At 70.1% G+C, this 25868-nt stretch carries 22 protein-coding genes and 1 tRNA gene; 11 read left to right on the forward strand and 12 right to left on the reverse strand.

Features of this window, described 5'->3' with window-relative positions:
* Nucleotides 1–163: 163 nt before the first annotated feature.
* Nucleotides 164–3313 (forward strand): hypothetical protein, encoded by a 3150-nt coding sequence (locus KUM40_RS16470; protein ID WP_217166725.1) that lies wholly within the window; start codon nucleotides 164–166, stop codon nucleotides 3311–3313.
* A 230-nt stretch (nucleotides 3314–3543) separates the two neighbouring features.
* Here the strand turns inward: KUM40_RS16470 and KUM40_RS16475 are convergent.
* The 3 genes from KUM40_RS16475 to KUM40_RS16485 form a co-directional block, all read right to left on the reverse strand.
* Nucleotides 3544–3617, reverse strand: a tRNA-Pro gene (locus KUM40_RS16475).
* A gap of 67 nt (nucleotides 3618–3684) precedes the next feature.
* On the reverse strand, nucleotides 3685–4446 hold the full coding sequence (locus tag KUM40_RS16480) for a Pr6Pr family membrane protein (protein ID WP_217166726.1): 762 nt from the start codon (nucleotides 4444–4446) through the stop codon (nucleotides 3685–3687).
* Between the two features lie 101 nt (nucleotides 4447–4547).
* Nucleotides 4548–5477, reverse strand: a complete 930-nt coding sequence (locus tag KUM40_RS16485) for a metallophosphoesterase (protein ID WP_217166727.1) — start codon at nucleotides 5475–5477, stop codon at nucleotides 4548–4550.
* A 121-nt stretch (nucleotides 5478–5598) separates the two neighbouring features.
* Here KUM40_RS16485 and KUM40_RS16490 point away from each other — a divergent pair, with 121 nt between their 5' ends.
* Nucleotides 5599–6063, forward strand: coding sequence for a GatB/YqeY domain-containing protein (locus KUM40_RS16490; RefSeq protein WP_217166728.1), 465 nt, complete (start codon nucleotides 5599–5601; stop codon nucleotides 6061–6063).
* Between the two features lie 175 nt (nucleotides 6064–6238).
* Here the strand turns inward: KUM40_RS16490 and KUM40_RS16495 are convergent, their stop codons facing one another.
* Entirely contained in the window at nucleotides 6239–8506 is a 2268-nt protein-coding gene (locus tag KUM40_RS16495; protein WP_217166729.1) for a transglycosylase domain-containing protein, read from the reverse strand.
* 460 nt (nucleotides 8507–8966) lie between these two features.
* On the opposite strand from KUM40_RS16495, the gene wblA reads away from it, so the two are divergent.
* Complete coding sequence (wblA, locus tag KUM40_RS16500; protein ID WP_217166730.1) at nucleotides 8967–9305, forward strand: transcriptional regulator WblA; 339 nt, start codon at nucleotides 8967–8969, stop codon at nucleotides 9303–9305.
* Between the two features lie 181 nt (nucleotides 9306–9486).
* Here wblA and KUM40_RS16505 read toward each other — a convergent pair whose 3' ends face one another.
* Nucleotides 9487–10869 carry an ArsA family ATPase gene (locus KUM40_RS16505; protein ID WP_217166731.1) on the reverse strand — a complete coding sequence of 461 codons (1383 nt, stop codon included), beginning with the start codon at nucleotides 10867–10869 and terminating at the stop codon, nucleotides 9487–9489.
* Complete coding sequence (locus KUM40_RS16510; RefSeq protein WP_217166732.1) at nucleotides 10866–11843, reverse strand: ArsA-related P-loop ATPase; 978 nt, start codon at nucleotides 11841–11843, stop codon at nucleotides 10866–10868. The genes KUM40_RS16505 and KUM40_RS16510 overlap by 4 nt, the downstream gene beginning before the upstream one ends.
* 106 nt (nucleotides 11844–11949) lie before the next feature.
* Here KUM40_RS16510 and KUM40_RS16515 point away from each other — a divergent pair, with 106 nt between their 5' ends.
* The 5 genes from KUM40_RS16515 (at nucleotide 11950) to KUM40_RS16535 (ending at nucleotide 15924) form a co-directional block, all read left to right on the forward strand.
* Entirely contained in the window at nucleotides 11950–12111 is a 162-nt protein-coding gene (locus KUM40_RS16515; protein WP_003975360.1) for a DUF4177 domain-containing protein, read from the forward strand.
* Complete coding sequence (locus tag KUM40_RS16520) at nucleotides 12108–12575, forward strand: RidA family protein (protein ID WP_217166733.1); 468 nt, start codon at nucleotides 12108–12110, stop codon at nucleotides 12573–12575. The genes KUM40_RS16515 and KUM40_RS16520 overlap by 4 nt, the downstream gene beginning before the upstream one ends.
* 252 nt (nucleotides 12576–12827) lie before the next feature.
* Nucleotides 12828–13904: an alpha/beta fold hydrolase gene (locus KUM40_RS16525; protein WP_254395208.1), complete on the forward strand. Its 1077-nt coding sequence runs from the start codon at nucleotides 12828–12830 to the stop codon at nucleotides 13902–13904.
* A 59-nt stretch (nucleotides 13905–13963) separates the two neighbouring features.
* Entirely contained in the window at nucleotides 13964–15097 is a 1134-nt protein-coding gene (locus tag KUM40_RS16530) for an NUDIX hydrolase (protein WP_217166734.1), read from the forward strand.
* Complete coding sequence (locus KUM40_RS16535) at nucleotides 15094–15924, forward strand: MBL fold metallo-hydrolase (protein WP_217166735.1); 831 nt, start codon at nucleotides 15094–15096, stop codon at nucleotides 15922–15924. The genes KUM40_RS16530 and KUM40_RS16535 overlap by 4 nt, the downstream gene beginning before the upstream one ends.
* Nucleotides 15925–15979: 55 nt before the next feature.
* Here KUM40_RS16535 and KUM40_RS16540 read toward each other — a convergent pair whose 3' ends face one another.
* On the reverse strand, nucleotides 15980–16654 hold the full coding sequence (locus KUM40_RS16540) for a Crp/Fnr family transcriptional regulator (protein ID WP_064729047.1): 675 nt from the start codon (nucleotides 16652–16654) through the stop codon (nucleotides 15980–15982).
* 369 nt (nucleotides 16655–17023) lie between these two features.
* Between KUM40_RS16540 and nth the strand changes: the two genes are divergently transcribed.
* From nth to KUM40_RS16555, 3 genes are read left to right on the forward strand one after another with little or no spacing between them, the layout of a single operon-like run.
* Entirely contained in the window at nucleotides 17024–18046 is a 1023-nt protein-coding gene (nth, locus tag KUM40_RS16545; protein ID WP_308401167.1) for an endonuclease III, read from the forward strand.
* 52 nt (nucleotides 18047–18098) lie between these two features.
* Complete coding sequence (locus KUM40_RS16550; protein WP_217166737.1) at nucleotides 18099–18884, forward strand: CoA pyrophosphatase; 786 nt, start codon at nucleotides 18099–18101, stop codon at nucleotides 18882–18884.
* Between the two features lie 45 nt (nucleotides 18885–18929).
* Entirely contained in the window at nucleotides 18930–20135 is a 1206-nt protein-coding gene (locus tag KUM40_RS16555; protein WP_217166738.1) for a MarP family serine protease, read from the forward strand.
* A gap of 76 nt (nucleotides 20136–20211) precedes the next feature.
* Here the strand turns inward: KUM40_RS16555 and KUM40_RS41360 are convergent, their stop codons facing one another.
* From KUM40_RS41360 to acs, 5 genes are all read right to left on the reverse strand, one after another.
* A complete protein-coding gene (locus KUM40_RS41360) occupies nucleotides 20212–20397 on the reverse strand; it encodes a hypothetical protein (protein WP_078582024.1) in 186 nt (61 codons plus the stop codon).
* Nucleotides 20398–20557: 160 nt separating this feature from the next.
* A complete protein-coding gene (locus KUM40_RS16560; protein WP_217166739.1) occupies nucleotides 20558–21532 on the reverse strand; it encodes an alpha/beta fold hydrolase in 975 nt (324 codons plus the stop codon).
* Entirely contained in the window at nucleotides 21529–22017 is a 489-nt protein-coding gene (locus tag KUM40_RS16565; RefSeq protein ID WP_217166740.1) for a phage holin family protein, read from the reverse strand. The genes KUM40_RS16560 and KUM40_RS16565 overlap by 4 nt, the downstream gene beginning before the upstream one ends.
* 144 nt (nucleotides 22018–22161) lie before the next feature.
* On the reverse strand, nucleotides 22162–23595 hold the full coding sequence (gene nhaA, locus KUM40_RS16570; protein WP_217166741.1) for a Na+/H+ antiporter NhaA: 1434 nt from the start codon (nucleotides 23593–23595) through the stop codon (nucleotides 22162–22164).
* 216 nt (nucleotides 23596–23811) lie between these two features.
* Nucleotides 23812–25767, reverse strand: coding sequence for an acetate--CoA ligase (gene acs / locus KUM40_RS16575; RefSeq protein WP_217166742.1), 1956 nt, complete (start codon nucleotides 25765–25767; stop codon nucleotides 23812–23814).
* Nucleotides 25768–25868 lie beyond the last annotated feature (101 nt).

The following is a 25868-nucleotide window of genomic DNA, read 5'->3' on the forward strand; positions in this document are numbered from 1 at the left end:
CCGCCGCCACAGAAACCGACTGAACCACCACAACCACAGACCACATGGGTCACGATTCAATCGGCCAAAGTGGGTCCGCGTTCAGACGCCCCCGACACAGTGGCGCAAAGTCCTGACGGACTGGCGCTCCGCAGGCACCGCAGAACTCGCTGATGAGGTGCGGGTGCGTGACGCGCTCATCTCGCTCGACGACACCGACTACGACATCGGGCAGACCATCCGTCTCGCAGCGGTCGCCATCGAGGAGAACCTCGACTTCCTTCTGCGCAATCGGCCGTGTGTCATCGCATCTGATGGCCGACGTCTGCGGCCGACGGCACCCGGGGTTGCGTTCGCGGAGCCTCAGGACTCCGAACCACGCGGTGCCAGCCCGCTGGAGGCGCTGGGCATTGTCGTGAACCTCCATGCCGGTTACTCGGATGAGTCGCAGTGGTCTCGACGTGTCCTTGACTGGCTGCGGAAACAGGACTCTCTCGTACGGCGTGATGACACCGCGGCCCTACTGCGCCGAATCGAACGGATGGGGCGAGCTGGGAGGCGAATTGGAGGCGACACTGGATGCGGAGTCGAGCAACTCGTGGCGGTCCAAGCTGCCCTGGGAGAAGTGTCGAAGAAGGTACGTGAGCGACTCGGTCCCGGGATCGGAAGGGCCGTGCTCCTCGACGGCTACGAGTACGACTCCGACGGTAACAAGATGCCGTGCAAGGTGCCGCCCGCACACGCCTACCTTCCCCAGGCCCTTGAGAGCACCGACGGAGATCGTTTCTCCGTCGCCTCTGGAAAGACGCCCGGCATCAAGTGGGTGCACCGCTCCTATGCAAGCACTCTGCTGTCCCAAGCACAGTGCGGACTGAGCCGTACGGCCTTCCTGCGCCTCCTCGGGGTGGCGGACGCCCCCCGGCTCAAGGAGCTTCAGACGGGCCGGGATACCAAGGGATACGAGGCGGACTTGCGTATCGGTCTGTCGCGCGACTGCTGGCTGTCCCCCGCTTCGCGCACAAGTGAGCTGCGCCGATTGGGCGCGGGTTACACGTTGGACGACCGCAGCAGTCCGGACTTGGACGCCGTGGTGCAGCACATTGTCGCCGAGCAGAACCCGCAGGAGCGCAGGCGTCGCACGGCGGCCTTGCTTCAGACGCTCGGCAGGCCCGGCATGGTCACCTCCTCCGAACACGCGGACGTGCAGGCGGCGGAGGCGTTCCACCGATGGAAGATACGTGGCCAGACGGCAGCTCTCTGGGTCTGGCGGCTCCGAGAGACCGCCTGGTTGGAGGACACCAGCGGCAAACTCTGCACTCCGGGGCAGGTGCACTTGCGCACGCGTGACGCGCAGGCGCTCTACGGCCAGGACGACCCGGGGTACCTCAACCCTGCGATCCAAGAAGCCACGTCCAACCGGATCGACGTCCTGGCGGCTCTCGGGGTGAATGGAGACCCCGACGTCCCCCAGCTGATCGATCGACTACGGGAACTCCGCCGGCGCTCAACGGCTCCCGGCTTGATGGACGACCGTCTCAAGGCAGAGGTTTACCTTGTCTACCAGGCTTTGGCGGGGCGGCTGAGGAGCGAGACGGCGAGCACGTACGGCAGCGCTCTGCGGAAGGTCCGGGATGCCTTTAGGGGCACCGATTTCGTGCTCACCGACCAGGGGTGGCAAAGGGCCAGCGACTGTTTCCGTGGTCCCACAATCCTCCGCAGCTTCCGGCCCTTCACCATTCCTGACCCCGAGTTGAACCCTCTCTGGGATGCTCTCTGGATCGAGGAGCCAAGCCCCGAGGACCTCGCTGACGTGCTCAGGGAGATCGCGCAATCCGGTACCCAGCTCCAGGCGGACCAGCAGCGCGTGATGCTGGAGGCGCTGAGGTCCCTCGCCGGCACCGTCGCTTCGACTGATGGTCCCGTCTCTCTTGGCCTGCGTTCCAAGCTGCGCTGGCTGCCGCTGCGCACCACCCTCGGTTGGACGAAGCAACGGCCTGTGTACGCGGTAGACCACCCCGCCATCGCACGTACGCTGGGAGATCACCTGCACGTTTGGCAGCCGGGCGGAGATCTCCAGCAATTCACTGGCTTGTTGGGTGTCCTCAAGGTGCACAAGCTGGAGGCTTCGGAAGCGTGTGTCGTCGCCCCGGACAGTGCACGTCCCGATCGGCAGCTGACCGAGGACTTCCGTTGGGCCGTGAGCAGTCTGCAGGACACTCTCGTACGGGATGAGCCGGACGCCGCCGAGGCTTTCACGGGCTGGGACTGGCTGAGGGACCTTGAGGTGCGGGTCGTGCCGGGGCTGCGGATTCGGATGCACCCGGGCGAGGACCATGAGGTGATCGAGGTCCCGGTCGACGCACATGTCGACCGGGAAGCCAAGGCGCTCTTTGTCAGCACCCCCGAGGCGCTGAGAAACACCCGGGGAGGTGGGTTGGCCGTGGCCTCCCTCTTCTCGGCCGAGCGTGCTCACGTCGGCCACCGCTGGCGCGATCTCTGGGAGGAGGACTGGCCGCAGGATGCTCCCGTCACTCCGCTGGTCCCGTCCGGCCAACAAGATCACGAGGACCGCGAGCGGTTGGCCTCGCAGCTGCGGGAGCGGGAATTGTCGCGGCCTCCGGGTCCCGTGGTTCCGGCCAAGCCGAGCAGCCCTGTGAATCCACCCGCAGGAATCCCGTCACCCTCGTCGATGCCTGCGCCTCCGTCGATTCCCCTGCCTCCCGGCGCGGGGTCCCCACCCGTCCCTCCGACGGCTGAGCCTCGCAAGCTGGTGTCCTTGGTCGAACTACAGGCGCGTACGCCACAAGCCACCCGTACTGCGTCCGCATCGCAGCCTCGCTCTGCGCCATCCTCAAGAAGCCGGCGTGCTGCCTCGTTGCCGCAACCGCGTCAGGGCGGGGCCGCGCCCAACGAGCGTTCCGGACTGCTCGGCTATCAGGACCGGGACAAGGAGAAGACCGTCCTGGCACTGCTTGCCGAAATTCTTAGCGCGAGTGGTCGGACACTGGAAGATCAGCGAGGTCTTCAACGCCTGGGGGCGGATGCCGTCGACTCAACAGGACATTTCTACGAGATCAAGGCTCATGGCGGACCAGAGCCTGCCGACGTCTCTCTCACCAGCGCGGAACTTACGCGTGCTCTTGCAGAGGGAAGTAACTACTCGCTCGTCATCGCCTCGAACCTGGAAGAGGGCAGAGGGACTCCGACACTTCGGATCATCACCGATCCGTTGTGCTTCTTCGAGGTCGAATCCATGGCTGACGTGAAGCTGAAGGGCGTACGTGACGCGGATGCCGATGCGGACGTGTGGCAATGGCCGGATGCGGGGGTGTGAGAGGTCTGCCCCGTGCGGCGCGCCGATGCTCGCACCCGCTCGGACGGTTGTGAGGGAGGAAGAGCACGGCTTCCCACTCGCCGCGCTTGGTGAGTGATCGAGCGGCCTTGGCGATGGGGTGATGGGAGCCGTTTGGGAGTCGGCTCCCAAACGGCTCCCAAAATGGCCCAGGAACCACTCAAGGGCCCGACCCGCACTGCGGATCAGGCCCCTGACCTGGTACATCACTGTCGGGGTGGCGGGATTTGAACCCACGACCTCTTCGTCCCGAACGAAGCGCGCTACCAAGCTGCGCCACACCCCGATTGTCGCCGCTCGTCGCGGCGACGTCGTTTACTTTAGCCCACCGGTGGCCGGAGGCGAAATCCGGTTTAACGGGGGCGGCGGAGTGGGTTCGGGCGGATGTGGTCGAGGGCGACGAGGAGGACGGCCAGGGCGTAGAGGGCGAGGCCGATGAGGAGGGCGTTGCCGAGGACGCCCTTGTAGCCGTGCTGGTCGACGTCGAGGAAGGGGTAGAGGTAGCGGCCCTGGGAGCCGGGGACGAGCAGCTCGCCGCGGGCCAGGGAGAAGGCCAGGTAGGCCAGGGGATAGAGGAGCCACACGGGAGCGTGGCGCAGGTGCAGGCGGCCGGGGGTGGTGAGCAGGAGCCAGTCCAGGGCCGCGGCCAGCGGCACCGCCGTGTGCAGGATGTGGGTCGCGGCGGTCTCCCAGCCCGTGCCCGTGCTCCCGCCCGTGCCGTCTGTCACCGCGAAGGGGCTCGACGCGTTCGCCAGGAGTACGTGGTGAACGAGGCCGGCGGCGGCGACGTAGAAGAGGGCCGCGCCCGTGAGGGCACCGGGCAGGGGGTGGTGGGCGGACCAGGCGCACCGGGCGGAGGCGAGCATGGCCAGCGCCAGCAGGATGCCGCTCTGGATCGTGAAGTGGCTCAGGGCCGTCGTGGGTGGACCGCCCGTCACCAGCTCGATCGTCACCCCGGTCAGCGCCAGCAGGGCAGTGAGGAGGCGGAAGGTCGCGACCGGTCTGCGGCGTACGGGGGTCACGACGGCCGTCGCCGGTACGACGGTGGGCAGCAGGGCGGCGTGGCCCGGGACCGGGGGGAGGTCCGGGATGTCCCTGGGTATCGGGGCTGTCATGGCCTCAAGCTAGACAGATCGGACATAGGGGGCGATGTGGGTGGGCCGTGTGGGTTACCCGGCCCGCCTATCCCCCGTCGGCGTAGGCGTAGGCGCGGGCGTCAGTGCTCGCGGCTCACCAGCGTCAGCAGCGAGGCCTCCGGTGGGCAGGCGAAGCGGACCGGCGTGAAGCGGCTCGTGCCGCAGCCGGCCGAGACGTGGAGGTAGGACGTGCGGCCCTCGGCGGTGTGCGTGGACAGGCCCTTCACGCGGTCCGTGTCCAGGTCGCAGTTGGTGACCAGGGCGCCGTAGAAGGGGATGCACAACTGGCCGCCGTGGGTGTGGCCGGCCAGGACCAGTGGATAGTCGTCCGCGGCGTAGGAGTCCAGGACGCGCAGGTACGGCGCGTGCACCACGCCCATCGAGAAGTCCGCCGCGCCGGACGGGCCGCCCGCCACCTCGGCGTACCGGTCCCGCTTGATGTGCGGGTCGTCCAGTCCCGTCAGCTCGACCGACACGCCCTCGACCTTGAGTGTGCCGCGCGTGTTCGTGAGGTTCTGCCAGCCCGCGGCGTCGAAGCCGTCGCGGATGTCCTCCCACGGGTTGTGGACGACCCCCACGGCGGGCGCGTTGCCGTTCAGGCCGTGACGGCCCTGGACCTTCTCGACCAGGTACCGGCCGGGGTTGCGGAACTTGGGGCCGTAGTAGTCGTTGGAGCCGAAGACGTAGGCGCCCGGGAACTCCATCAGGGGGCCCAGCGCGTCCAGGACCTCGGGGACGGCCTGCGGGTCGGACAGGTTGTCGCCGGTGTTGATCACGAAGTCGGGGCACAGCCCGGCCAGCGAGCGCAGCCAGCGCTGCTTCTTGCGCTGACCGCCGACCATGTGGATGTCGGAGACCTGGAGTACGCGCAGCGGGCCCATGCCGGCGGGCAGGACGGGGACCGTCACCCGTCGGAGGCGGAACAAGCGGGGTTCGATCCCCGCCGCGTAGGCCAGACCGGCGGCGCCAACCGCCGTGATTCCCAGGGGCACTCCGTATCGCGCGCGCATACGTCCATCGTGTCAGACCGGGTGGTCAGACGTGGTGACGGGAGGCCGACCGTGCCCGGACGCGCCGGGGTCCGCGAAATGAGCGGGCGCTCTTCCGTGCACACCTGCGACAATCAGGTTCATGACCACGCTCAAGTCGAAGCTGCACGACGACCTCAACGCCGCGATCAAGAAGCGCGACGAGCTCCGCTCCTCGACCCTCCGGCTGACGATCGCCGCGATCACCAAGGAAGAGGTCGCGGGCAAGGAGAAACGGGAGCTCTCCGACGACGAGGTGCAGAAGGTGATCACCCGCGAGGCGAAGAAGCGCCGTGAGGCCGCCGAGGCCTTCGCGCAGGGGGGTCGTGCCGAGAGCGCCGAGCGGGAGAAGGCGGAGGGCGAGGTACTCGCCGCCTACCTGCCCAAGCAGATGTCCGACGACGAGCTGAACGCGATCGTCGCGCAGGCCGTCGAGGAGGCGCGGGCGGCCGGCGCCGAGGGGCCGCGGGCCATGGGTGCCGTGATGAAGATCGTGAACCCGAAGGTGGCCGGGCAGGCCGAGGGCGGCCGGGTCGCCGCCGCGGTCAAGCAGCGCCTGGCCGGCTGAGCCGCAGGGGCGAGAGCACTGGCGTAGAGCACGGGTGTAAAGCACCGGGGTAAAGCACGGGTGCAAAGCAGGCGAGGGCACTCTCCGCGGTCGCGGAGAGTGCCCTCGCCTTCTTTGCCTACGCCAGGTACAGAGGTAGAGGTAGAGGGACAGACGTATACGGGGTTACGGCGTGTCAGTCCCGTCCGCCGGGGCCGTTGCTCCGGCCCTGGATCAGGTTGCCGGGGAAGCCGCCGTCGTTGCCGTTGTCGCCGGTCCCGCCGTCACCCAGGCCGCCGATGAAGCCGTCGTCGCCGTTGTTCCCGTCGTCGGGCTTGTCCTCGTCGCGGCCCTTGTCCTTGTCCTTGTCTTTGTTCTTGTCCTTCTTCTTGTCCTCGTCCGGGATGTCGACGAGGTTGAACGAGGGGGATTCCTTGCCGGACAGGGCGCCGGTCATGGCGTCCTTCCAGATCGGGCCCGGGACCGCGCCACCGAAGACGAGCGGGTGGTAGACGCCGCCGATCGTGATGTTCTTCATCTCGACCTTCTGGGTGGCGCTGCCGACCCAGACGGCGCTCGACATGTTCGGCGTGTAGCCGACGAACCAGGCGTTCCTGCGCTCGTCGGTCGTACCGGTCTTACCGGCGTTGTCGCGGTCGCTCAGGCCGGCCGCCTTACCGGTACCGGAGTCGACCACGCCCTGCAGCAGCGTGTTGACGCTGTCCGCGGTCTTCTCGCTCATGGCCCGCGAGCAGGTCGACTTCGGCACCTCGAGCGACTTCTGCTTGTTGCCGACCTTCTGGGTGATCGACTCGATCACGACCGGCGTGCAGTACATGCCGCGCGAGGCGAAGGTCGCGTAGGCGCTCGCCATGGTCAGGGGGGACATACCCACCGAACCGAGGGCGAGTGCGGAGGGGTTCTGCGGCAGCTTGTCGCCGTTGCCCTGGTGGACGTGGAGCTTGTCCGCCATGTTGGAGACCGGGCACAGTCCGATGTCGGCGAGCATCTGCACGAAGTAGGTGTTGACCGACTTGGCCATCGCCTCCTTCAGCCGGTACGGGCCGACCTCCGACTCGTTCTCGTTCTCGACGTGGTAGCTCTTGTCGTTGATCCAGGGCTTGTCACAGGTCTGGATGGGGCTCGGGTAGTCCATGCCGAACGGCGACGGGTACTCCTTCGTCGCCGGTACGTTCTCCTCCAGCGCCGCGGCCGCCAGGAACGGCTTGAACGTCGAACCCGTCGGGAAGCCGAAGTTGGAGCCGCCGTCGGAGTGGTCGACCGAGTAGTTGATCTCCGTCTCGTTCTTGCCGTAGCCGTACGGCTTCGACTGGCCCATGGCGACGATCCTGCCGGTGCCCGGTTCGACCATCGTGATCGCGGCGGCCACCGAGTCCGACTTGTTGACGTGGTTCTTCAGGGAGTCGTTCACCGACTCCTGGGCCTGCGGGGAGAGAGTCGTGCGGACGGTCAGGCCGCCCTGGTTCCAGACCTTGGCCCGGTCCTTGCGGGTCTTGCCGAAGACCTCGTTGCTCAGGAACACCTCGCGCACGTAGTCGCAGAAGAAGCTCGCGCTGTTCACGGCGGTGATGCAGCCGTTCTTGGGCTTGCTGACCTTCAGCCCGAGCGGCGCCTTCTTCGCCTTGGCGGCCTCCGCCGTGGAGATGTCGCCGACCTGGGCCATGCGCGTCAGGACGACATTGCGCCGCTTGGTGGCCTCCGCCTCGTCGTTGACCGGGTCGTACCGGCTGGGCGACTGGACGATGCCCGCCAGGAGGGCGGACTCCTGGATGTTGAGGTCCTTGGCGTGCTTGGAGAAGTAGCGCTGGGAGGCCGCTTCGACGCCGTAGGCCTGCTGGCCGAAGAAGGTGATGTTCAGGTAGTTCTCGAGGATCTTCTTCTTGCCCAGCTCCTCCTCGACCTGGATCGCGAGCTTCAGCTCCTGGATCTTGCGGCCGATGGTCTGCTGGGTGGCCTGGGCGACCTTCGTCGCGTCGTTGCCCGCCTCCTCCACGAAGACGTTCTTGACGTACTGCTGCGTGAGCGTGGACGCGCCCTCGGAGACCTCGCCGCTGCGCGCGTTCTTGTTGAGCGCGCGCAGGACGCCCTTCAGGTCGATCGCGCCGTGCTCGTAGAAACGCGAGTCCTCGATCGCGACGATCGCCTTCTGCATGTACGGCGAGATGTCCTTGAGGTCGACCACCGTGCGGTCCCGCGAGTACACCGTGGCGATGGTGCCGCCCTCGGCGTCGAGGATGGTGGTGCGCTGGCTCAGCGGGGGAGTCTTCAGATTGGCCGGGAGTGCGTCGAAGCCCTCCACCGACCCCTTGGCCGCCAGCCCCAGCGCGCCAACGGCGGGCAACGCGATGCCGGCCAGCACCGCTCCCGCGAGGACACTGACACCGAGGAACTTGGCGGCCTGCTGCGTTGGCGACAGACCACCGCCCGAGCGCTTCTTTGGCATGGAGGCAGCCTACGTTCTCATTCGCCGGACACGCGTATATGCCTTGGCCTAAGCTGCACTCAACTGTCACAGCAGTGCGGCCACGTATCAATACGTCCGGCGACCCCGAATCGTTCCGGATCCGCTCGAATTTTTTCCGAGAGGCCCCGCTGGGGGGCGCGTTGGGGTGCATCAGCGCGCGTCACGGCGTGTGGGGTACGTGTCCGAATCCGCCTCGTGTGTCAATCGGTGTCCGTTGTGGCGCAACAGAGATGACCTGAATGCCGGGATCGTCACGCATGTCGCCAGCTCACTCCCCCGGGTGATCTGCCGCTTACCCATAGTCCGTTCGGGCCATTCAAGATTGGGCCCGACGGGGGTGTTGCGCTGTGCCCACCTTCCGTAACGTCCTCAACTGGCGGCGGTGAATATGCCGCTGCCGCCGTGGGGGAGCCTCGATTCGGGAGAGGACGGCGCCGGTATGGGCTGGGTAACCGACTGGAGTGCGCAGGCCGCCTGCCGCACTACCGATCCGGACGAACTGTTCGTTCAGGGAGCAGCGCAGAACAGGGCCAAGGCGGTGTGCACCGGATGTCCGGTACGCACGGAGTGCCTGGCCGACGCGCTCGACAACCGCGTCGAGTTCGGCGTGTGGGGAGGCATGACGGAGCGGGAGCGCCGCGCACTGCTGCGCCGGCGGCCCACCGTGACGTCCTGGCGCCGACTGCTGGAAACGGCGCGGACGGAGTACGAACGAGGGGTCGGCATCCTGCCCCTCGACGACGACGAGGTGTACGAGAACTACATGGCCGTGGGCTGAGCTGAGCCTGCCGGGCCCTCCGGTGACTCCGCGGACGCGGAGGCCGCCCGGGGTCGGATGCGCACGCTCCGGTTCGGACGCGGACGCCTCGCTTCGGATATGAGCGCCCCTGTTCCGACGCGCACGCTCCGGTTCGGGATGCGGGCGCCCCGGTGGTTCCGACGCGCACGCCCCGGTCGGATCACACGCCCGTCTCGGGCAGTTCGGGGTGGCCCGTCGCAAGGCGGATGCCGATGTCCCGCAGCCCCGCGAGGTCGTGCACGTCGCCGGGCAGCGCGGCCACTTCGGTGACCGCGACCTCGGGGTGACGCGCGGTGAAGCGGTCACGTGTGCGCTGCTCACGGGCGAGCAACTGCATCCGGTCCGCGTGCAGCCTCAGCAGGCCCGCGGTGAGCCGGTCGACGGACCGCTCCGGAGCCCCGCCCGGCGCGGCGCTCGGTGTGTCGTCGGGTTCGCGGCCGGGCGCGGATCCCGGTGGGTCGGAAACCTCGGGGTCGGGGGAGGACCCGGAGGAATCTGAACTGCCGTACATGTCGGGAGAGTTACGAACTCCAGCTTTCCCGCCGTCCTGATCCACAATGCGGGGATCCTCAAGATTTTCCGCGGCGGCGAGCGCCCGCTCGGCCGACAGCCGGGCGGCGCCGCTGCCGTGGACCCGGTTGAGCACCAGACCGGCCAGCGGCATGTCCTCGGCCGCCAGCCGCTGGACGAAGTACGCGGCCTCGCGCACCGCGTCCCGCTCCGGGGCCGCGACCACCAGGAACGCCGTCCCGGGCGCCTGGAGCAGCTTGTACGTCGCGTCCGCGCGCGTACGGAAGCCGCCGAACATCGAGTCCATCGCGGCCACGAAGGTCTGCACGTCCTTGAGGAACTGTCCGCCCAGCACCTTCCCCAGGACGCCGGTCATCATCGACATGCCGACGTTCAGGAACTTCATGCCGGCCCGGCCGCCGACCTTCGCCGGTGCCAGCAGGACCCGGATCAGTTTGCCGTCCAGGAAGGAACCGAGGCGCTTGGGCGCGTCCAGGAAGTCCAGCGCCGACCGGGACGGCGGCGTGTCGACGACGATGAGGTCCCATTCGTCCTTCGCCCGTAGCTGCCCCAGCTTCTCCATCGCCATGTACTCCTGCGTGCCCGCGAAGCCCGCCGAGAGGGACTGGTAGAAGGGGTTGCCCAGGATCGCCGCCGCCCGTTCGGGGTCCGCGTGGGACTCGACGATCTCGTCGAAGGTCCGCTTCATGTCGAGCATCATGGCGTGCAGCTCACCGCCCGCCGAGTCGTCGACGCCCTTCACCCGGCGCGGGGTGTTGTCGAGCGAGTCGATGCCCATGGACTGCGCGAGCCGCCGGGCCGGGTCGATGGTGAGCACGACCACCTTGCGGCCGCGCTCCGCCGCGCGCAGGCCCAGGGCCGCCGCGGTGGTCGTCTTGCCGACCCCGCCCGAACCGCAGCACACCATGATGCGGTTCTCCGGGTCCTCCAGCAGGAGGTCGACGTCGAGCACGCGCGCGGGGGTCAGGCGCCGCGCGCCCTCCTGGTGGCGGGCCGGGTCGTCCGGGCTCATGCGATCCCCTGCTTCCGCAGCTCGGTGGCCAGTTCGTACAGGCCCGCCAGGTCCATGCCCTCCACGAGCAGCGGGAGTTCGTTCGTCGGCAGGCCCAGCTCGCCCAGGGCCGCCCGCTGCTCGTGCTCCAGTGTGTACCGCTCGGCGTACTCCTCGGCCTGTGCGAGGAGCGGGTCCACCAGCCGCTCGGCGTGTCCGCCCCGCCGCGCCCCGCCGAGTCCCGCCCCGGACAGGGACCGGGCCAGCGCCGTACGCGGTGTGTCCCGTACGTGCTCCAGGTCGGTGGCGTCCAGCACCTGGGGCCGGACCATGTTGACGACGACCCGGCCCACCGGGAGCCGCGCCGCCCGCAGCTCGGCGATGCCGTCCGCGGTCTCCTGGACCGGCATCTCCTCCAGCAGCGTCACCAGGTGCACGGCGGTCTCCCGCGACTTCAGCACCCGCATCACGGCCTGCGCCTGATTGTGTATGGGGCCGACCTTCGCGAGTCCGGCCACCTCGTCGTTGACGTTGAGGAAGCGGGTGATGCGGCCGGTGGGCGGGGCGTCCATGACGACGTAGTCATAGGCGAAACGCCCGTTCTTGTCCTTGCGTCGCACCGCCTCGCACGCCTTGCCGGTCAGCAGGACGTCCCTGACGCCCGGCGCGACGGTGGTCGCGAAGTCGATCGCGCCGAGTTTCTTCAGGGCGCGTCCGGCGCTGCCCAGCTTGTAGAACATCTGGAGGTAGTCCAGAAGGGCCAGTTCCGCGTCGATGGCGAGGGCGTACACCTCCCCGCCCCCGGGAGCGACGGCGATCTTCCGCTCCTCATAAGGCAGCGCCTCCGTTTCGAAGAGCTGCGCGATGCCCTGGCGACCCTCGACCTCGACGAGAAGCGCGCGCTTCCCCTCGGTGGCCAGGGCCAACGCTAGGGCCGCGGCCACCGTGGTCTTGCCGGTACCGCCCTTGCCGCTGACGACCTGGAGCCTGCTCACGTATTCGAGCGTAACCAGTCCGCGCGCCGAGTACGCCCGGGGCTGTGGACAACGGCGTCGTGGTGGGCCCGCGGAGGCGCCTGGGACAACGGCTAGAGTCGGCCGTATGACCAAGTGGGAATACGCAACCGTGCCGCTGCTCGTCCATGCCACGAAGCAGATTCTGGACACCTGGGGCGAGGACGGCTGGGAGCTCGTCCAGGTCGTGCCCGGGCCGAACAACCCCGAGCAGCTCGTCGCCTACCTGAAGCGGGAGAAGCAGGCATGAGCGCCGTCGAGGCGAAGCTGGCCGAGCTGGGTCTGACGCTGCCCGAGGTCGTCCCGCCGCTGGCCGCGTACCAGCCGGCCGTGCGGTCCGGGCCGTACGTGTACACGTCCGGCCAACTGCCGATGCTGGACGGCAAGCTCCCGGTCACCGGCAAGGTGGGCGCCGAGGTCACGCCGGACGAGGCCAAGGAGCTGGCCCGCACCTGCGCGCTGAACGCCCTGGCCGCGGTGAAGTCCGTCGCCGGTGACCTCGACCGCGTCGCGCGTGTCGTGAAAGTCGTCGGCTTCGTCGCGTCCGCGACCGACTTCACCGGCCAGCCCGGCGTGATCAACGGCGCCAGCGAACTCCTCGGCGAGGTCCTGGGCGACAAGGGCGTGCACGCCCGCAGCGCGGTCGGCGTGGCGGTACTCCCGCTGGACGCGCCGGTGGAGGTCGAGGTCCAGGTGGAGCTCGTTCAGGCGTAAAGGCGCAGGCGCAGGCGCAGGCGCGGGTGCGGGGGTGGGTGGTGGCGGAGGCGTTGCCAGGCCGGCAACAAGGCTCGCCATCGCCGATCCGCCCCCGCAGGATCGGAGTCGGCGCCTCGTACGGGGCGGGATGCGGACGCTGTGGCCGGTTCCGGTCTTCGGTCTCCGGTTCCGGTTCCGGTTTCGGTTTCGTTTCGGTCCCGGTCCTGGTCCGTTGGGGCGCCCGACCGACCGTATGCGCCAGGAGGAGCCATGCCGCAGCAGCCCGTGACCGGTCAGCCGACCGATCTGCACCCCGTGCACGATCAGCGCCCTGTGCGCGATCAGCGGTCCGTGCGCGACCAGCAGCCCGTCCACCGTCTGGTGCCCTCGCCCGCCGGCCGGATCCACCTGGTGGAGCAGGGCAGCGGACCCCTGGTCCTGCTCGTGCACGGTTTCCCCGAGTCCTGGTACTCCTGGCGCCGCCAGCTTCCCGCGCTGGCCACCGCCGGGTTCCGCGCCGTCGCCGTCGACGTACGCGGCTACGGGCGCTCCTCGCGGCCGGACGCCGTCGAGGCGTACCGGATGCTCGACCTGGTGGCGGACAACGTCGCCGTGGTCGAGGCCCTGGGTGAGCGCTCCGCCGTGATCGTCGGCCACGACTGGGGTGCGAACATCGCCGCGCACTCCGCGCTGCTGCGGCCCGACGTGTTCCGCGCGGTCGGCCTGCTGAGCGTGCCGTACACCCCGCCGGGCGGCCCGCGGCCCAGCGACGTCTTCGCCGGCATGAGCGACCCCGCCGGGCCCTTCGGCGGGCAGGAGTTCTACGTCTCCTACTTCCAGGAGCCCGGCCGCGCCGAGGCCGAGATCGAGCCCGACGTACGCGGCTGGCTCGCCGGGTTCTACGCCGCGCTGTCCGCCGACACCATGCCCGCCCCTCAGGCACCCGACCCGCACTTCGTCGCCCCCGGCGGCACGCTGCGCGAGCGTTTCCCGGCAGGCGGGCGGCTGCCCTCCTGGCTGACCGAGGCGGAGCTGGACGTCTACGCCGGGGAGTTCGAGCGCACCGGCCTGACCGGCGCCCTCAACCGGTACCGCAACATGGACCGCGACTGGGCCGACCTGGCCGGGCACGAGGGCGCCGCCATCACCCAGCCCTCCCTGTTCCTCGGCGGCGGCCTGGACGCCTCCACCACCTGGCTGTCCGACGCGATCGAGGCGTACCCGGCCACGCTGCCCGGCCTGAGCGCCTCGCACCTGCTCGAGGGCTGCGGCCACTGGCTCCAGCAGGAGCGCCCCGAGGAGACGAACCGGCTGCTCACCGAGTGGCTGACCGGCCTGCCCTCCTGACGCCCGCCCGGCCCCGGGGGTCACTCGAACATCCGCCCGTCACCGGATAGCCTCCGGCCATGGGGAACGATCGGGCGAGTGGTCGGGCAAACGGTCAGTGGTATCCGCCGGAGTGGCCGGATCGCATCCGCGCGCTGGCGGACGGCACCCTCACGCCGGTTACCCCGAAGCGCGCGGCCACCGTCATGCTCCTGAGAGATCCCGGCGCGGGTACGGATCCCGGCGCGGGCGCAGGCCCCGGCCCCGGCCCGGGTACGGATCCCGGCGCGGGCACAGGCACCGGCCTGGGCGCAGGCCCCGGCGCGGGCACGGATCCCGGCGTGGGCGCAGGCCTCGGCACGGACGCCGGCGCGGGCACGGACACCAGCGCGGGCACCGGTTCCGGCGCGGGCACCGGTCCCACCACGAGCACCGGCCCCGCCGTCCACATGCTGCGCCGCCGCACCTCCATGGCGTTCGCCGGGGGCGCGTACGCCTATCCGGGCGGCGGGGTCGACCCGCGCGACGACGACCGCGCCATCGGCTGGGCGGGCCCCACGCGCGCGTGGTGGGCGGACCGGCTCGGGGTCGACGAGGCGGGCGCCCAGGCGATCGTCTGCGCGGCCGTACGGGAGACGTACGAGGAGGCGGGCGTCCTGCTCGCCGGCCCGACCGCGGACTCGGTGGTCGGCGACACCACGGGCGCGGACTGGGAGGCCGACCGGGCCGCCCTGGTCGACCGCGAGCTGTCCTTCGCGGAGTTCCTGGACCGCAGGGGCCTCGTCCTGCGCTCCGACCTGCTGGGCGCGTGGGCGCGCTGGATCACCCCGGAGTTCGAGTCCCGGCGCTACGACACCTGGTTCTTCGTGGCCGTCCTCCCCGAGGGGCAGCGCACCCGCAACGCCTCCACGGAGGCCGACCGCACGGTGTGGATCACGCCGTCGGACGCCGCGGCCGGCTACGACAGGGGTGAGCTGCTGATGATGCCGCCGACCGTCGCGACCCTGCGCGGTCTCGCGGCGTGCGGTACGGCGGCCGAGGCGCTGGCGTCGGCTCCGGGCCGCGACATGACGCCCGTGCTGGCCCGGGCCCGGCTGTCCGGCGACGAGGTCGTCCTGTCCTGGCCGGGACACGACGAGTTCACCAAACACGTCCCGAGTACGGCGCAGGCGCCGGCGACACCATCCGACCCGACCGGGGGAGCCCCCGCATGACGGACGCAGCCGCACTGCCCGGACAGCCGCGGGGTGGTGTCCTGACGGGACCGGCCACCGCGCGCGCGGTGAACGTCCTGGCCCCCAACGCCTCGGCGATGACCCTGGACGGCACGAACACCTGGATCCTCGCCGAGCCCGACTCCGACCTGGCCGTCGTGGTCGACCCGGGTCCGCTGGACGACACCCACCTGCGGCACGTCGTCGACACCGCCGAGCGGGCCGGCAAGCGCGTCGCGCTGACCCTCCTGACGCACGGTCATCCGGACCACGCGGAGGGCGCCGCGCGCTTCGCCGAGCTGACGCGTACGAACGTACGGGCGCTGGACCCGGCGCTGCGGCTGGGCGACGAGGGGCTGGCCGCCGGTGACGTCATCGGGGTCGGCGGCCTGGAGCTGAGGGTCGTACCGACCCCTGGGCACACGGCCGACTCGCTGTGCTTCCATCTACCGGCCGACCGGGCGGTCCTGACGGGCGACACGATCCTGGGCCGCGGTACGACGCTGGTGGCCCACCCCGACGGCCGTCTCGGCGACTATCTGGACTCGCTGCGCAGGCTCAGGTCGCTCACGGCCGACGACGGGGTGCACACGGTGCTTCCGGGCCACGGGCCCGTCCTGGAGGACGCCCAGGGCGCCGTGGAGTACTACCTCGCTCATCGCGCGCATCGCCTCGCTCAGATCGAGACGGCGGTGGAGGACGGCCACCGGACCCCGGACGAGGTCGTCGCCCACGTGTACGCGGACGTCGACCGTTCCCTGTGGCCGGCGGCGGAGCTGTCGGTGCGGGCGCAGCTCGAGTACCTGGGCGAGCACGGACTGATCTAGCTGGGCGGACACGGGCCGCCGATCCAGCGGCCCGGTGCCCGCCGAGGTTCCGGCGTCAGCGGGAGCGCTTTGCGAGCCGTTCCACGTCCAGCAGGATCACCGCGCGGGCCTCCAGCCGGAGCCAGCCGCGCCCCGCGAAGTCCGCGAGCGCCTTGTTGACCGTCTCGCGGGACGCGCCGACCAACTGGGCCAGCTCCTCCTGCGTCAGGTCGTGCACCACGTGGATGCCCTCCTCCGACTGCACGCCGAAGCGGCGGGAGAGGTCCAGCAGGGCGCGGGCGACACGGCCGGGGACGTCCGAGAAGACCAGGTCGGACATGGCGTCGTTGGTCTTGCGCAGACGGCGCGCGACGGCACGCAGCAGCGCGGTGGCCACCTCCGGGCGGACGTTCAGCCAGGGCTGGAGGTCGCCGTGGCCGAGGGCGAGCAGCTTGACCTCGGTCAGCGCCGTGCCGGTCGCCGTGCGCGGGCCCGGGTCGAAGAGCGACAGCTCACCGATCAGCTCGCTGGGGCCGACGACGGCCAGCATGTTCTCGCGCCCGTCGGGGGACGTGCGGTGGAGCTTGACCTTGCCTTCCGTGACCACGTAGAGGCGGTCTCCGGGGTCCCCCTCGTGGAACAGGGTGTCGCCGCGGGCGAGGGTCACCTCACTCATGGAGGCGCGGAGCTCCGCGGATTGCTCGTCGTCGAGCGCCGCGAAGAGCGGGTTGCGCCGCAGAACGTCGTCCACGAGTTCTCTCCTTGTCGACCGGCTCAGAGGATCTTGTTCCCCCGGTGTACCAGGGGTCCGTGGTGCCCATTTTGCCGGACAGTCCAAACAGTGTGATCTGTCACAAGGATGCCGTACTGATGTCCGGAGGTATGCGGCAGGGGTCCAATTGGGCGCCGATCTTCGGGGTCCGGGGCGGATGTCGGTGCCGGGTCGTACGCTGGCCGGGTGTCCAAATCGCCGGTGAGAGCACAGGCCGAGGGGGTTGCGCGGGTGAGTGTACGTCGCGATTCCGCTGTGGGCGAACAGGGTCCCGATGGCGGTAGGAAACCGGCGAAAGCAACAAAGAGGGCAGTGCCTGCCAAGAGGGTGACTGCGGAGAAGGATGCCGTGAAGAAGACCGCCGCGAAGAGCCCGGAGTCCGCCACGAAGGCGGCACCCGCCAAGGACACGAAGGCGGCACCCGCCAGGAAGAAGAAGGCGGCACCCGCCAAGGACAAGACGGCGGCGTCGGCGAAGAAGGCCGCGCCTCTGAAGAGGCAGGCCCCCGCGAAGAAGCCCGCCATCGCCCCCAAGAAGGCCACCGCCGCCGTCAAGGGCGTCGCACCGGCGAAGACCGTCGCCGCGAAGCCCCCGCGCGGCGAGTCGCGCACCGCACTGGTCCGCCGCGCCCGCCGTATCGACCGCGAACTCGCCGAGGTCTACCCCTACGCCCACCCGGAGCTGGACTTCGAGAACTCGTTCCAGCTCGTCGTGGCCACGGTCCTGTCCGCCCAGACCACCGACCTGCGGGTCAACCAGACGACGCCCGCGCTGTTCGCCAAGTACCCCACCCCCGAGGACCTGGCCGCCGCCAACCCGGAGGAGGTCGAGGAGATCCTGCGCCCGACCGGCTTCTTCCGGGCGAAGACCAAGTCCGTCATAGGGCTGTCCAAGGCCCTCGCGGAGGACTTCGGCGGCGAGGTCCCCGGCCGCCTCGAAGACCTCGTCAAGCTGCCCGGCGTCGGCCGCAAGACCGCCTTCGTCGTGCTCGGCAACGCGTTCGGCCGGCCCGGCATCACCGTGGACACGCACTTCCAGCGCCTGGTGCGCCGCTGGCGGTGGACCGAGGAGACCGACCCGGACAAGATCGAGGCCGCCGTCGGAGCGCTCTTCCCGAAGAGCGACTGGACCGACCTCTCCCATCACGTGATCTGGCACGGCCGCCGCATCTGCCACGCCCGCAAACCGGCCTGCGGCGCCTGCCCCGTCGCCCCGCTCTGCCCGGCGTACGGCGAGGGCGAGACGGACCCGGAGAAGGCGAAGAAGCTGCTGAAGTACGAGAAGGGCGGCTTCCCCGGCCAGCGTCTGAAGCCCCCGCAGGCGTACCTGGACGCGGGCGGGAAGCCGGCGCCGCCGCTGGGGGCCGGGTGACGGAACGATCTCGGGGGCGTCGGGCGTTGGAATCGGCAGGACGGGGGTGGAGATGACACGGGCGAGCGACACGCAGGGCCACACTGGGGGCGCGATTCTCGGCAAGGAGGGTCTGCCCGGCTGGCTGGACCCGGTGGTGCGGGCCGTCGAGACGGTGCGTCCCACAGAGCTGAGCCGCTTCCTGCCGCCCGCGGACGGAGCCGGCCGTCAGTCCGCCGTCCTGATCCTCTTCGGCGACGGCGACGGCGACGGCGACAGCCACGGTCACGGCGAGAGCGACGCCGAGCTCGCGGGTGCGGGTGCGGGCGTTGGTGGGGGCGAGGGCGGTCGCGGCCCCGAGCTGCTGCTCATGGAGCGGGCCGGTTCCCTGCGCTCCCACCCCGGCCAGCCCGCCTTCCCGGGCGGCGCCCTCGACCCCGAGGACGGTGATCCCCGCGGTGACGGGCCGCTGCGGGCCGCCCTGCGCGAGGCCGAGGAGGAGACCGGCCTCGACCCGGCCGGCGTACAGCTCTTCGGGGTCCTGCCCAAGCTCTACATCCCGGTGAGCGGCTTCGTCGTCACGCCGGTGCTGGCCTGGTGGCGCGAGCCCACCCCGGTCGGCGTCGTCGATCCCAATGAGACCGCGCGGGTCTTCACGGTCCCCGTGGCGGATCTCACGGATCCGGCCAACAGGGTGACCACCGTCCATCCCAGCGGATACCGGGGTCCGGCATTCCTGGTCGAATCGGCGCTCGTGTGGGGCTTCACCGCCGGCATCATCGACCGGTTGCTGCACTTCGCGGGCTGGGAGCGGCCCTGGGACCGGGAGAAGCACGTCCCGCTGGACTGGCGCGCATGACAGGGTGGCCTGCGTACCGCAGACGACAAGGCGAGGCTTGAATCAGTGAACGTGCTGGACATCCTGTTGCTGCTGGCCGCCGTCTGGTTCGCGATCGTCGGTTTCCGCCAGGGCTTCGTCGTCGGCATCCTGTCCGTGATCGGCTTCCTCGGCGGCGGGCTCGTCGCCGTCTATCTGCTGCCGGTCGTCTGGGACGCGCTGACGGACAACGCTGAGGTGAGCACGACCGCCGCCGTCGTCGCGGTCGTCATCGTCATCGTGTGCGCCTCCGTCGGCCAGGCCCTGACGACCCATCTGGGCAGCAAACTGCGCCGGTACATCACGTGGTCCCCGGCCCGCGCCCTGGACGCCACCGGCGGCGCCCTGGTCAACGTCGTCGCCATGCTCCTGGTCGCCTGGCTGCTCGGCTCCGCCATCGCGCAGACCACGATGCCGACGGTCGGCAAGGAAGTACGGCAGTCCACGGTGCTGGCGGGCGTGCAGGAAGTACTGCCCGCGGACGCCAACTCCTGGTTCGAGAGCTTCACCTCGGTCCTCGCGGAGGACGGCCTCCCGCAGGTCTTCAACCCGTTCTCCGACGAGTCGAGCCCCCCGGTGCCGGCACCCGACCCGGCGTTGGCGAACAGCCCGGTCGCCACCACCGCCAAGCGTTCCATCGTCAAGGTCATGGGCACCGCCCCCGACTGCGGCAAGGTCCTCGAGGGCACCGGCTTCGTCTTCCACGACCGCCGCGTGATGACCAACGCCCATGTCGTGGGCGGCGTCGACGAGCCCACGGTGCAGATAGGCGGGGAGGGCCGGAAGTATGACGCGACGGTCGTCCTCTACGACTGGCGGCGCGACATCGCCGTACTGGACGTGCCGGAACTGGACGCGCCCGCGCTGCGGTTCACGGACGAGGACGAGGACGCGAGCCGCGACGACGACGCGATCGTCGCCGGCTTCCCGGAGAACGGGGCGTACGACGTCCGCGCCGCGCGGGTACGCGGGCGCATCACGGCCAACGGACCGGACATCTACCACCGCGACACCGTGGCCCGAGACGTGTACTCGCTGTACGCGACCGTCCGGCAGGGGAACTCCGGTGGCCCGCTGCTGACGCCCGACGGCGAGGTGTACGGCGTGGTCTTCGCCAAGTCCCTGGACGACCCCGACACCGGTTACGCGCTCACCGCGGACGAGATCCGCGAGGACATCAGCAAGGGCCGCACCGCCAACCAGCAGGTGGACAGCGATAGCTGCGCGCTCTAGAGGTCCCGGAGTCGGCCACGTCGGCCACGTCGGCCACGTCGGTCACGTGGGAGTCGGCCGGGCGGCTCGGGTGCGCTCAGGTGCGTGGATGGCGCAGGCGTACGGAGACCCAGCGGGCCCGGCGGCGCAGGATGCGCGGAATGCCCACCCGTAGGTCCGCACCCGCAAGTTGCGGGGTGCCGCCTCGTCGGTGGGTGCTGCTCACGCCGCTCGTGGAGCGGCCGTCGCGTGCTACGTCACTGTAGTCGTGCGTCCAGCCCATACCCGGACGTGTGCCCCCGCCCCAAGGTCGATAACCGTTCCCAGGGCCCCCAATTGGCCTATGCGCCGGGCAAGTGGCCGCTCATAGGACAAGCGTTCCGGTTCGGATACCGGGTGCGTCCGTTCGGTGACCGATCAGTGATCGGTGAGTCACCGGTCAGTCACCGATCGGGTTCGGGATCCTTCAGCCAGTTGATCAGTTCGGTCGAGAAAGCGACCGGATCCTCTTCGTGCGGGAAGTGTCCGAGTCCGTCGAACAGCCGCCAGCGGTACGGCGCTTCGACGTACTGTCCGGACCCGGCCGCGCTCCGCGTCCGCATCACGGGGTCCAGCGAGCCGTGCAGATGCAGCGTCGGCACGCGCACCGGCCGCTTCATCCGGCGGTAGAACTGGATGCCGTCCGGCCGGGCCAGGGAGCGCACCATCCAGCGGTACGGCTCGACCGAGCAGTGCGCCGTGGACGGGATGCACATGGCGCGGCGGTACGCCGTCACCGCCTCGTCGTCCAGCAGCCGGGGCCCCGACCAGTCGTGGAGCAGCCGGCCGACCAGCGCGCCGTCGTCCGCGGTCAGTTGGCGCTCGGGGACCCAGGGGCGCTGGAAGCCCCAGATGTAGGAGCCCGCGCGGCTCTGGCGGACGTCTCCGAGCATGGCCGAGCGCCAGCGCCGGGGGTGCGGCATCGAGGACACCGCGAGCCGCCGTACGAGCTTGGGCCGCATCGCGGCGGCCGTCCAGGCCAGGTAGCCGCCGAGGTCGTGGCCGACCAGCGCGGCGTCCGGCTCGCCGAGGGAACGGACCACGCCGGTGATGTCGAGGGCGAGACCTGCGGGGTCGTAGCCGCGCGGGGTGCGGTCGCTGCCGCCGACGCCGCGCAGGTCCATGGCGACCGCGCGGAAACCGGCGTCGGCGAGCGCGACGAGCTGGTGCCGCCAGGTCCACCAGAACTGGGGGAAGCCGTGCAGGAGCAGCACCAGCGGCCCGTCACCCAGCTCGGCGATGTGGAAGCGGGCGCCGTTGGCCGCGACGTCCCGGTGGGTCACCTCGGGCCCGCCCGGGATGCCGAGCCGTACGACCGAGGTGGGGTTGGGGTGCTGCGCCGAGGGGGATTGCCCCGAAGGGGTGGTGGAGCCCGTCATGAGGACGAGCGTGCCACAGCCTCGATCGCTTCGGGGGATCGGTCCGCGGGCAGTTCCGGACGCGGGTGCGGCTTGGCGTTCTGGAGTACGCCCGCCGACTCCTTCACCGAGGCGGCGACCTTCTGCGGGCCGCGGCCCTTCTTGGCCTTCTTCGCGAAGACGACGCCGATCAGCGCGAGGAGGCCCGCGACCAGGACGTTGGCCGCGAAGGACAGCAGGAAGCAGACCGCGAGGTTCCAGCCGCTCCAGGTCCGGATGCCGTAGGCCAGCGCGAAGCTCAGCATCGGCAGCGAGAAGAGCAGCAGCAGGCCCGCGGCGGAGAACGCGCCGCCGCTCGTCGCCCCGCGCTTGACGTCCTGCCTGAGCTGCGCCTTCGCCAGCGCGATCTCGTCGTGCACGAGCGCCGACATTTCGGTGGTCGCCGAGGCGAACAGCCGGCCGATGCTGTGTTCGGCGCCGACCGGGCTGCCGTCGGGTGCGCTCATCGCGGTCTCTCCCTTTTCTGCTGGCTTTTCTGCTGGCTCATCTGCGTACGGTTCCGTGGCGTCGTCCCGGGGCCGGTCGTGTTCGGTCCGGCCCGGGTTCGGTTCGACTGCGTACGGTCCCGTCTTTTGTACCGTCTCGTCAGATCATGCCGGACCGCCGCCCTCATCGCCTGCCCCGCCCGCCACTTCGGCAAGCCGCGCCGACTCCATCTCCTCGGCGATCCGGCGGTGCTCGGCGGCCTTGCGCTCGTAGACGGCGGCCACGCGCAGGTGGTAGGCGGGGTCGTCCTCCTCGTATACGTCCGGGACGCCGCTGAGGTCGTCGTCGCGCTCCTCCTCCGCGACCATCCCCCGGTACTTGGCGTTCCGTATCTTCAGCAGCACCGTCGCCAGGGCAGCCGCGATGAGCGAGCCGGTCAGGACGGCGGCCTTGACCTGGTCCGTCATCGTCGCGTCGCCCTCGAAGGCCAACTCGCCGATGAGCAGCGAGACGGTGAACCCGATGCCGGCCAGGGTCGCCACCGCGAACACGTCGGCCCACTGCAGGTCGTCGCTGAGCGACGCTCTTGTGAAGCGGGAGGTCAGCCAGGTGCCGCCGAAGATGCCCAGCGTCTTGCCGACGACGAGCCCGAGCACGACACCGAGGGTCTCCGGTTTGGTGAACACGTCGGCCAGCGCCCCGCCGGAGATGGCCACGCCCGCGCTGAACAGTGCGAACAGCGGCACGGCCAGGCCCGCCGACAGCGGACGCACGAGGTGCTCGACGCGCTCGCCCGGGGAATGGTCCTCGCCCTCGCGCGTGTGGCAGCGCAGCATCAGGCCCATCGCGACGCCGGCGATGGTGGCGTGGATGCCGCTGTTGTACATCAGGCCCCAGATCACCAGGCCGAGCGGGACGTACACGTACCAGCCGCGCACTCCCTTGCGCAGCAGCAGCCAGAAGACGGCGAGGCCGGCGACCGCGCCGCCGAGCGCGGCGAAGTTGAGGCCGTCCGTGAAGAAGACCGCGATGATCAGGATCGCGAACAGGTCGTCGACGACGGCGAGTGTCAGCAGGAAGGCGCGCAGGGCGCTCGGGAGTGACGTGCCGATGACGGCGAGTACGGCGAGCGCGAAGGCGATGTCGGTGGCGGTCGGCACGGCCCAGCCGGACAGGGAGCCGCCGCCGACGCTGTTGGTGAGGGTGTAGACGACCGCCGGTACGGCCATGCCGCACAGCGCCGCCACCACCGGGAGCGCGGCGGCCTTGGGGTCCTTCAGGTCACCGGCGACGAGTTCGCGTTTGAGCTCGATACCGGCGACGAAGAAGAAGACCGCGAGGAGCCCGTCGGCGGCCCAGTGCGCGACCGAGAGGTTGAGGCCGAGGGCGCCGGGCCCGAAGTGGAAGTCGCTGACGCTCTCGTAGCTGTCGTGCAGCGCCGGGATGTTCGTCCACACCAGGGCGGCGATCGCGGCGAGGAGCAGCAGGACACCGCCGACGGTTTCGGTGCGCAGCGCCTCCGCGACGTAGTTCCGCTCCGGGAGGGACAGCCGCCCGAAGGCTTTGCGGGCGGTGCGGGGGGTGCGGGGCGCGGTCACGAGGAGAACCTCCGGTGGGTGGGCAGCACGGAATGCATGCCGACCAGACTTCCCGGCGCACCATGAGGATCTTGATGAGTCTCTTACGTCCTCCCCAGCCTACCCGGGCCGCGGGCTGCGCACATGGCGAGGGCTCGCACCCGGGCCGTGGGCTGCGCACACATGGCGAGGGCACCCGGCGTGTGTGCGACGCCGGGTGCCCTCGGTCCGCGTGCTTCAGTCCTCGCTCGCCGCCGCCGGGAGCTTCGTCTGGATGAGGTCCATGACCGTCGAGTCGGTGAGCGTCGTCACGTCCCCGAGCTGCCGGTTCTCCGCCACGTCGCGCAGCAGGCGCCGCATGATCTTGCCGGAGCGGGTCTTCGGCAGCTCCGCCACCGGCAGGATCCGCTTGGGCTTGGCGATCGGGCCGAGGGTGGTGCCGACGTGGTTGCGCAGATCGGCGACGAGGGTCTCGCTCTCCGCCGCCGTACCGCGCAGGATCACGAAGGCCACGATGGCCTGCCCGGTGGTCTCGTCCGCCGCGCCGACCACGGCCGCCTCGGCGACCGACGGGTGGGAGACCAGCGCCGACTCGACCTCGGTGGTGGAGATGTTGTGGCCGGAGACGAGCATCACGTCGTCGACCCGGCCCAGCAGCCAGATGTCGCCGTCGTCGTCCTTCTTGGCACCGTCGCCCGCGAAGTACTTGCCCTCGAAGCGGGACCAGTACGTGTCGATGAACCGCTGGTCGTCGCCCCAGATGGTGCGCAGCATCGACGGCCACGGCTCGGTGAGGACCAGGTAGCCGCCCCCGCCGTTCGGCACTTCGTTCGCCTCGTCGTCCACGACGGTGGCACTGATGCCGGGCAGCGCGCGCTGGGCGGAGCCCGGCTTGGCGTCCGTGACGCCCGGCAGCGGTGTGATCATCATCGCGCCGGTCTCGGTCTGCCACCAGGTGTCGACGACCGGGGTGCTGTCCGCGCCGATGTTCTTGCGGTACCAGATCCACGCCTCGGGGTTGATCGGCTCGCCGACCGAGCCGAGGACGCGCAGGGACGACAGGTCGAACTTCGCGGGGATGTCGTCGCCCCACTTCATGAACGTCCGGATCGCGGTGGGCGCCGTGTAGAGGATCGTCACGCCGTACTTCTGCACGATCTCCCAGAACCGGCCCTGGTGCGGGGTGTCCGGGGTGCCCTCGTACATGACCTGCGTCGCGCCGTTGGCGAGCGGGCCGTAGACGATGTACGAGTGCCCGGTGACCCAGCCGACGTCGGCGGTGCACCAGAAGACGTCGGTCTCCGGCTTGAGGTCGAAGACGGCCCAGTGCGTGTACGCCGTCTGCGTGAGGTAGCCGCCGGAGGTGTGCAGGATGCCCTTGGGCTTACCCGTCGTGCCGGACGTGTACAGGATGAACAGCGGGTGCTCGGCGTCGAACGCCTCGGGCGTGTGCTCGGCGGACTGCCGGTCGACGGTCTCGTGCCACCACTTGTCGTGGGCGTCGTCCCAGGCGACCTCCTGGCCGGTGCGGCGGACGACGAGCACGTGCTCGACGATGCCGGCGCGCTCGACGGCCTCGTCGACGGCGGGCTTGAGCGCGGACGGCTTGCCGCGCCGGTATCCGCCGTCGGCGGTGATGACGACGCGGGCGTCGGCGTCCTGGATGCGGGTGGCCAGCGCGTCCGAGGAGAAGCCGCCGAAGACGACCGAGTGCGCGGCGCCGATGCGGGCGCAGGCCAGCATCGCGACCGCGGTCTCGGGGATCATCGGCATGTAGATCGCGACCCGGTCGCCCTTCTGCACGCCCAGCTCCAGCAGGGCGTTGGCGGCCTTGGAGACCTCGTCCTTGAGCTGCGCGTAGGTGATGGCGCGGCCGTCGCCGGACTCGCCCTCGAAGTGGATGGCGACGCGGTCGCCGTTGCCGGCCTCCACGTGCCGGTCCACGCAGTTGTAGGCGACGTTCAGGGTGCCGTCCTTGAACCACTTGGCGAACGGCGGGTTCGACCAGTCGAGCGTCTCGGTCGGCTCCTTCGCCCAGGTCAGACGGCGGGCCTGCTCGGCCCAGAAGCCGAGCCTGTCAGCCTTGGCCTGTTCGTACGCCTCTGCCGTGACGTTGGCGTTCGCGGCCAGGTCGGCGGGGGGTGCGAACCTGCGTTCTTCCTTGAGCAGGTTGGCCAAGGATTCGTTGCTCACGACATCTCCCTTTCTCAGGGTTGTCCGTTGTGTCCCAGGCCACAGCTCATCAGACCCGGGGGGCCGATGACAAGGGTCGACGGGCAACTGGTTTAGACCTG

This window comes from Streptomyces sp. AC512_CC834 (assembly GCF_019049325.1).
Taxonomy (GTDB): Bacteria; Actinomycetota; Actinomycetes; order Streptomycetales; family Streptomycetaceae; genus Streptomyces.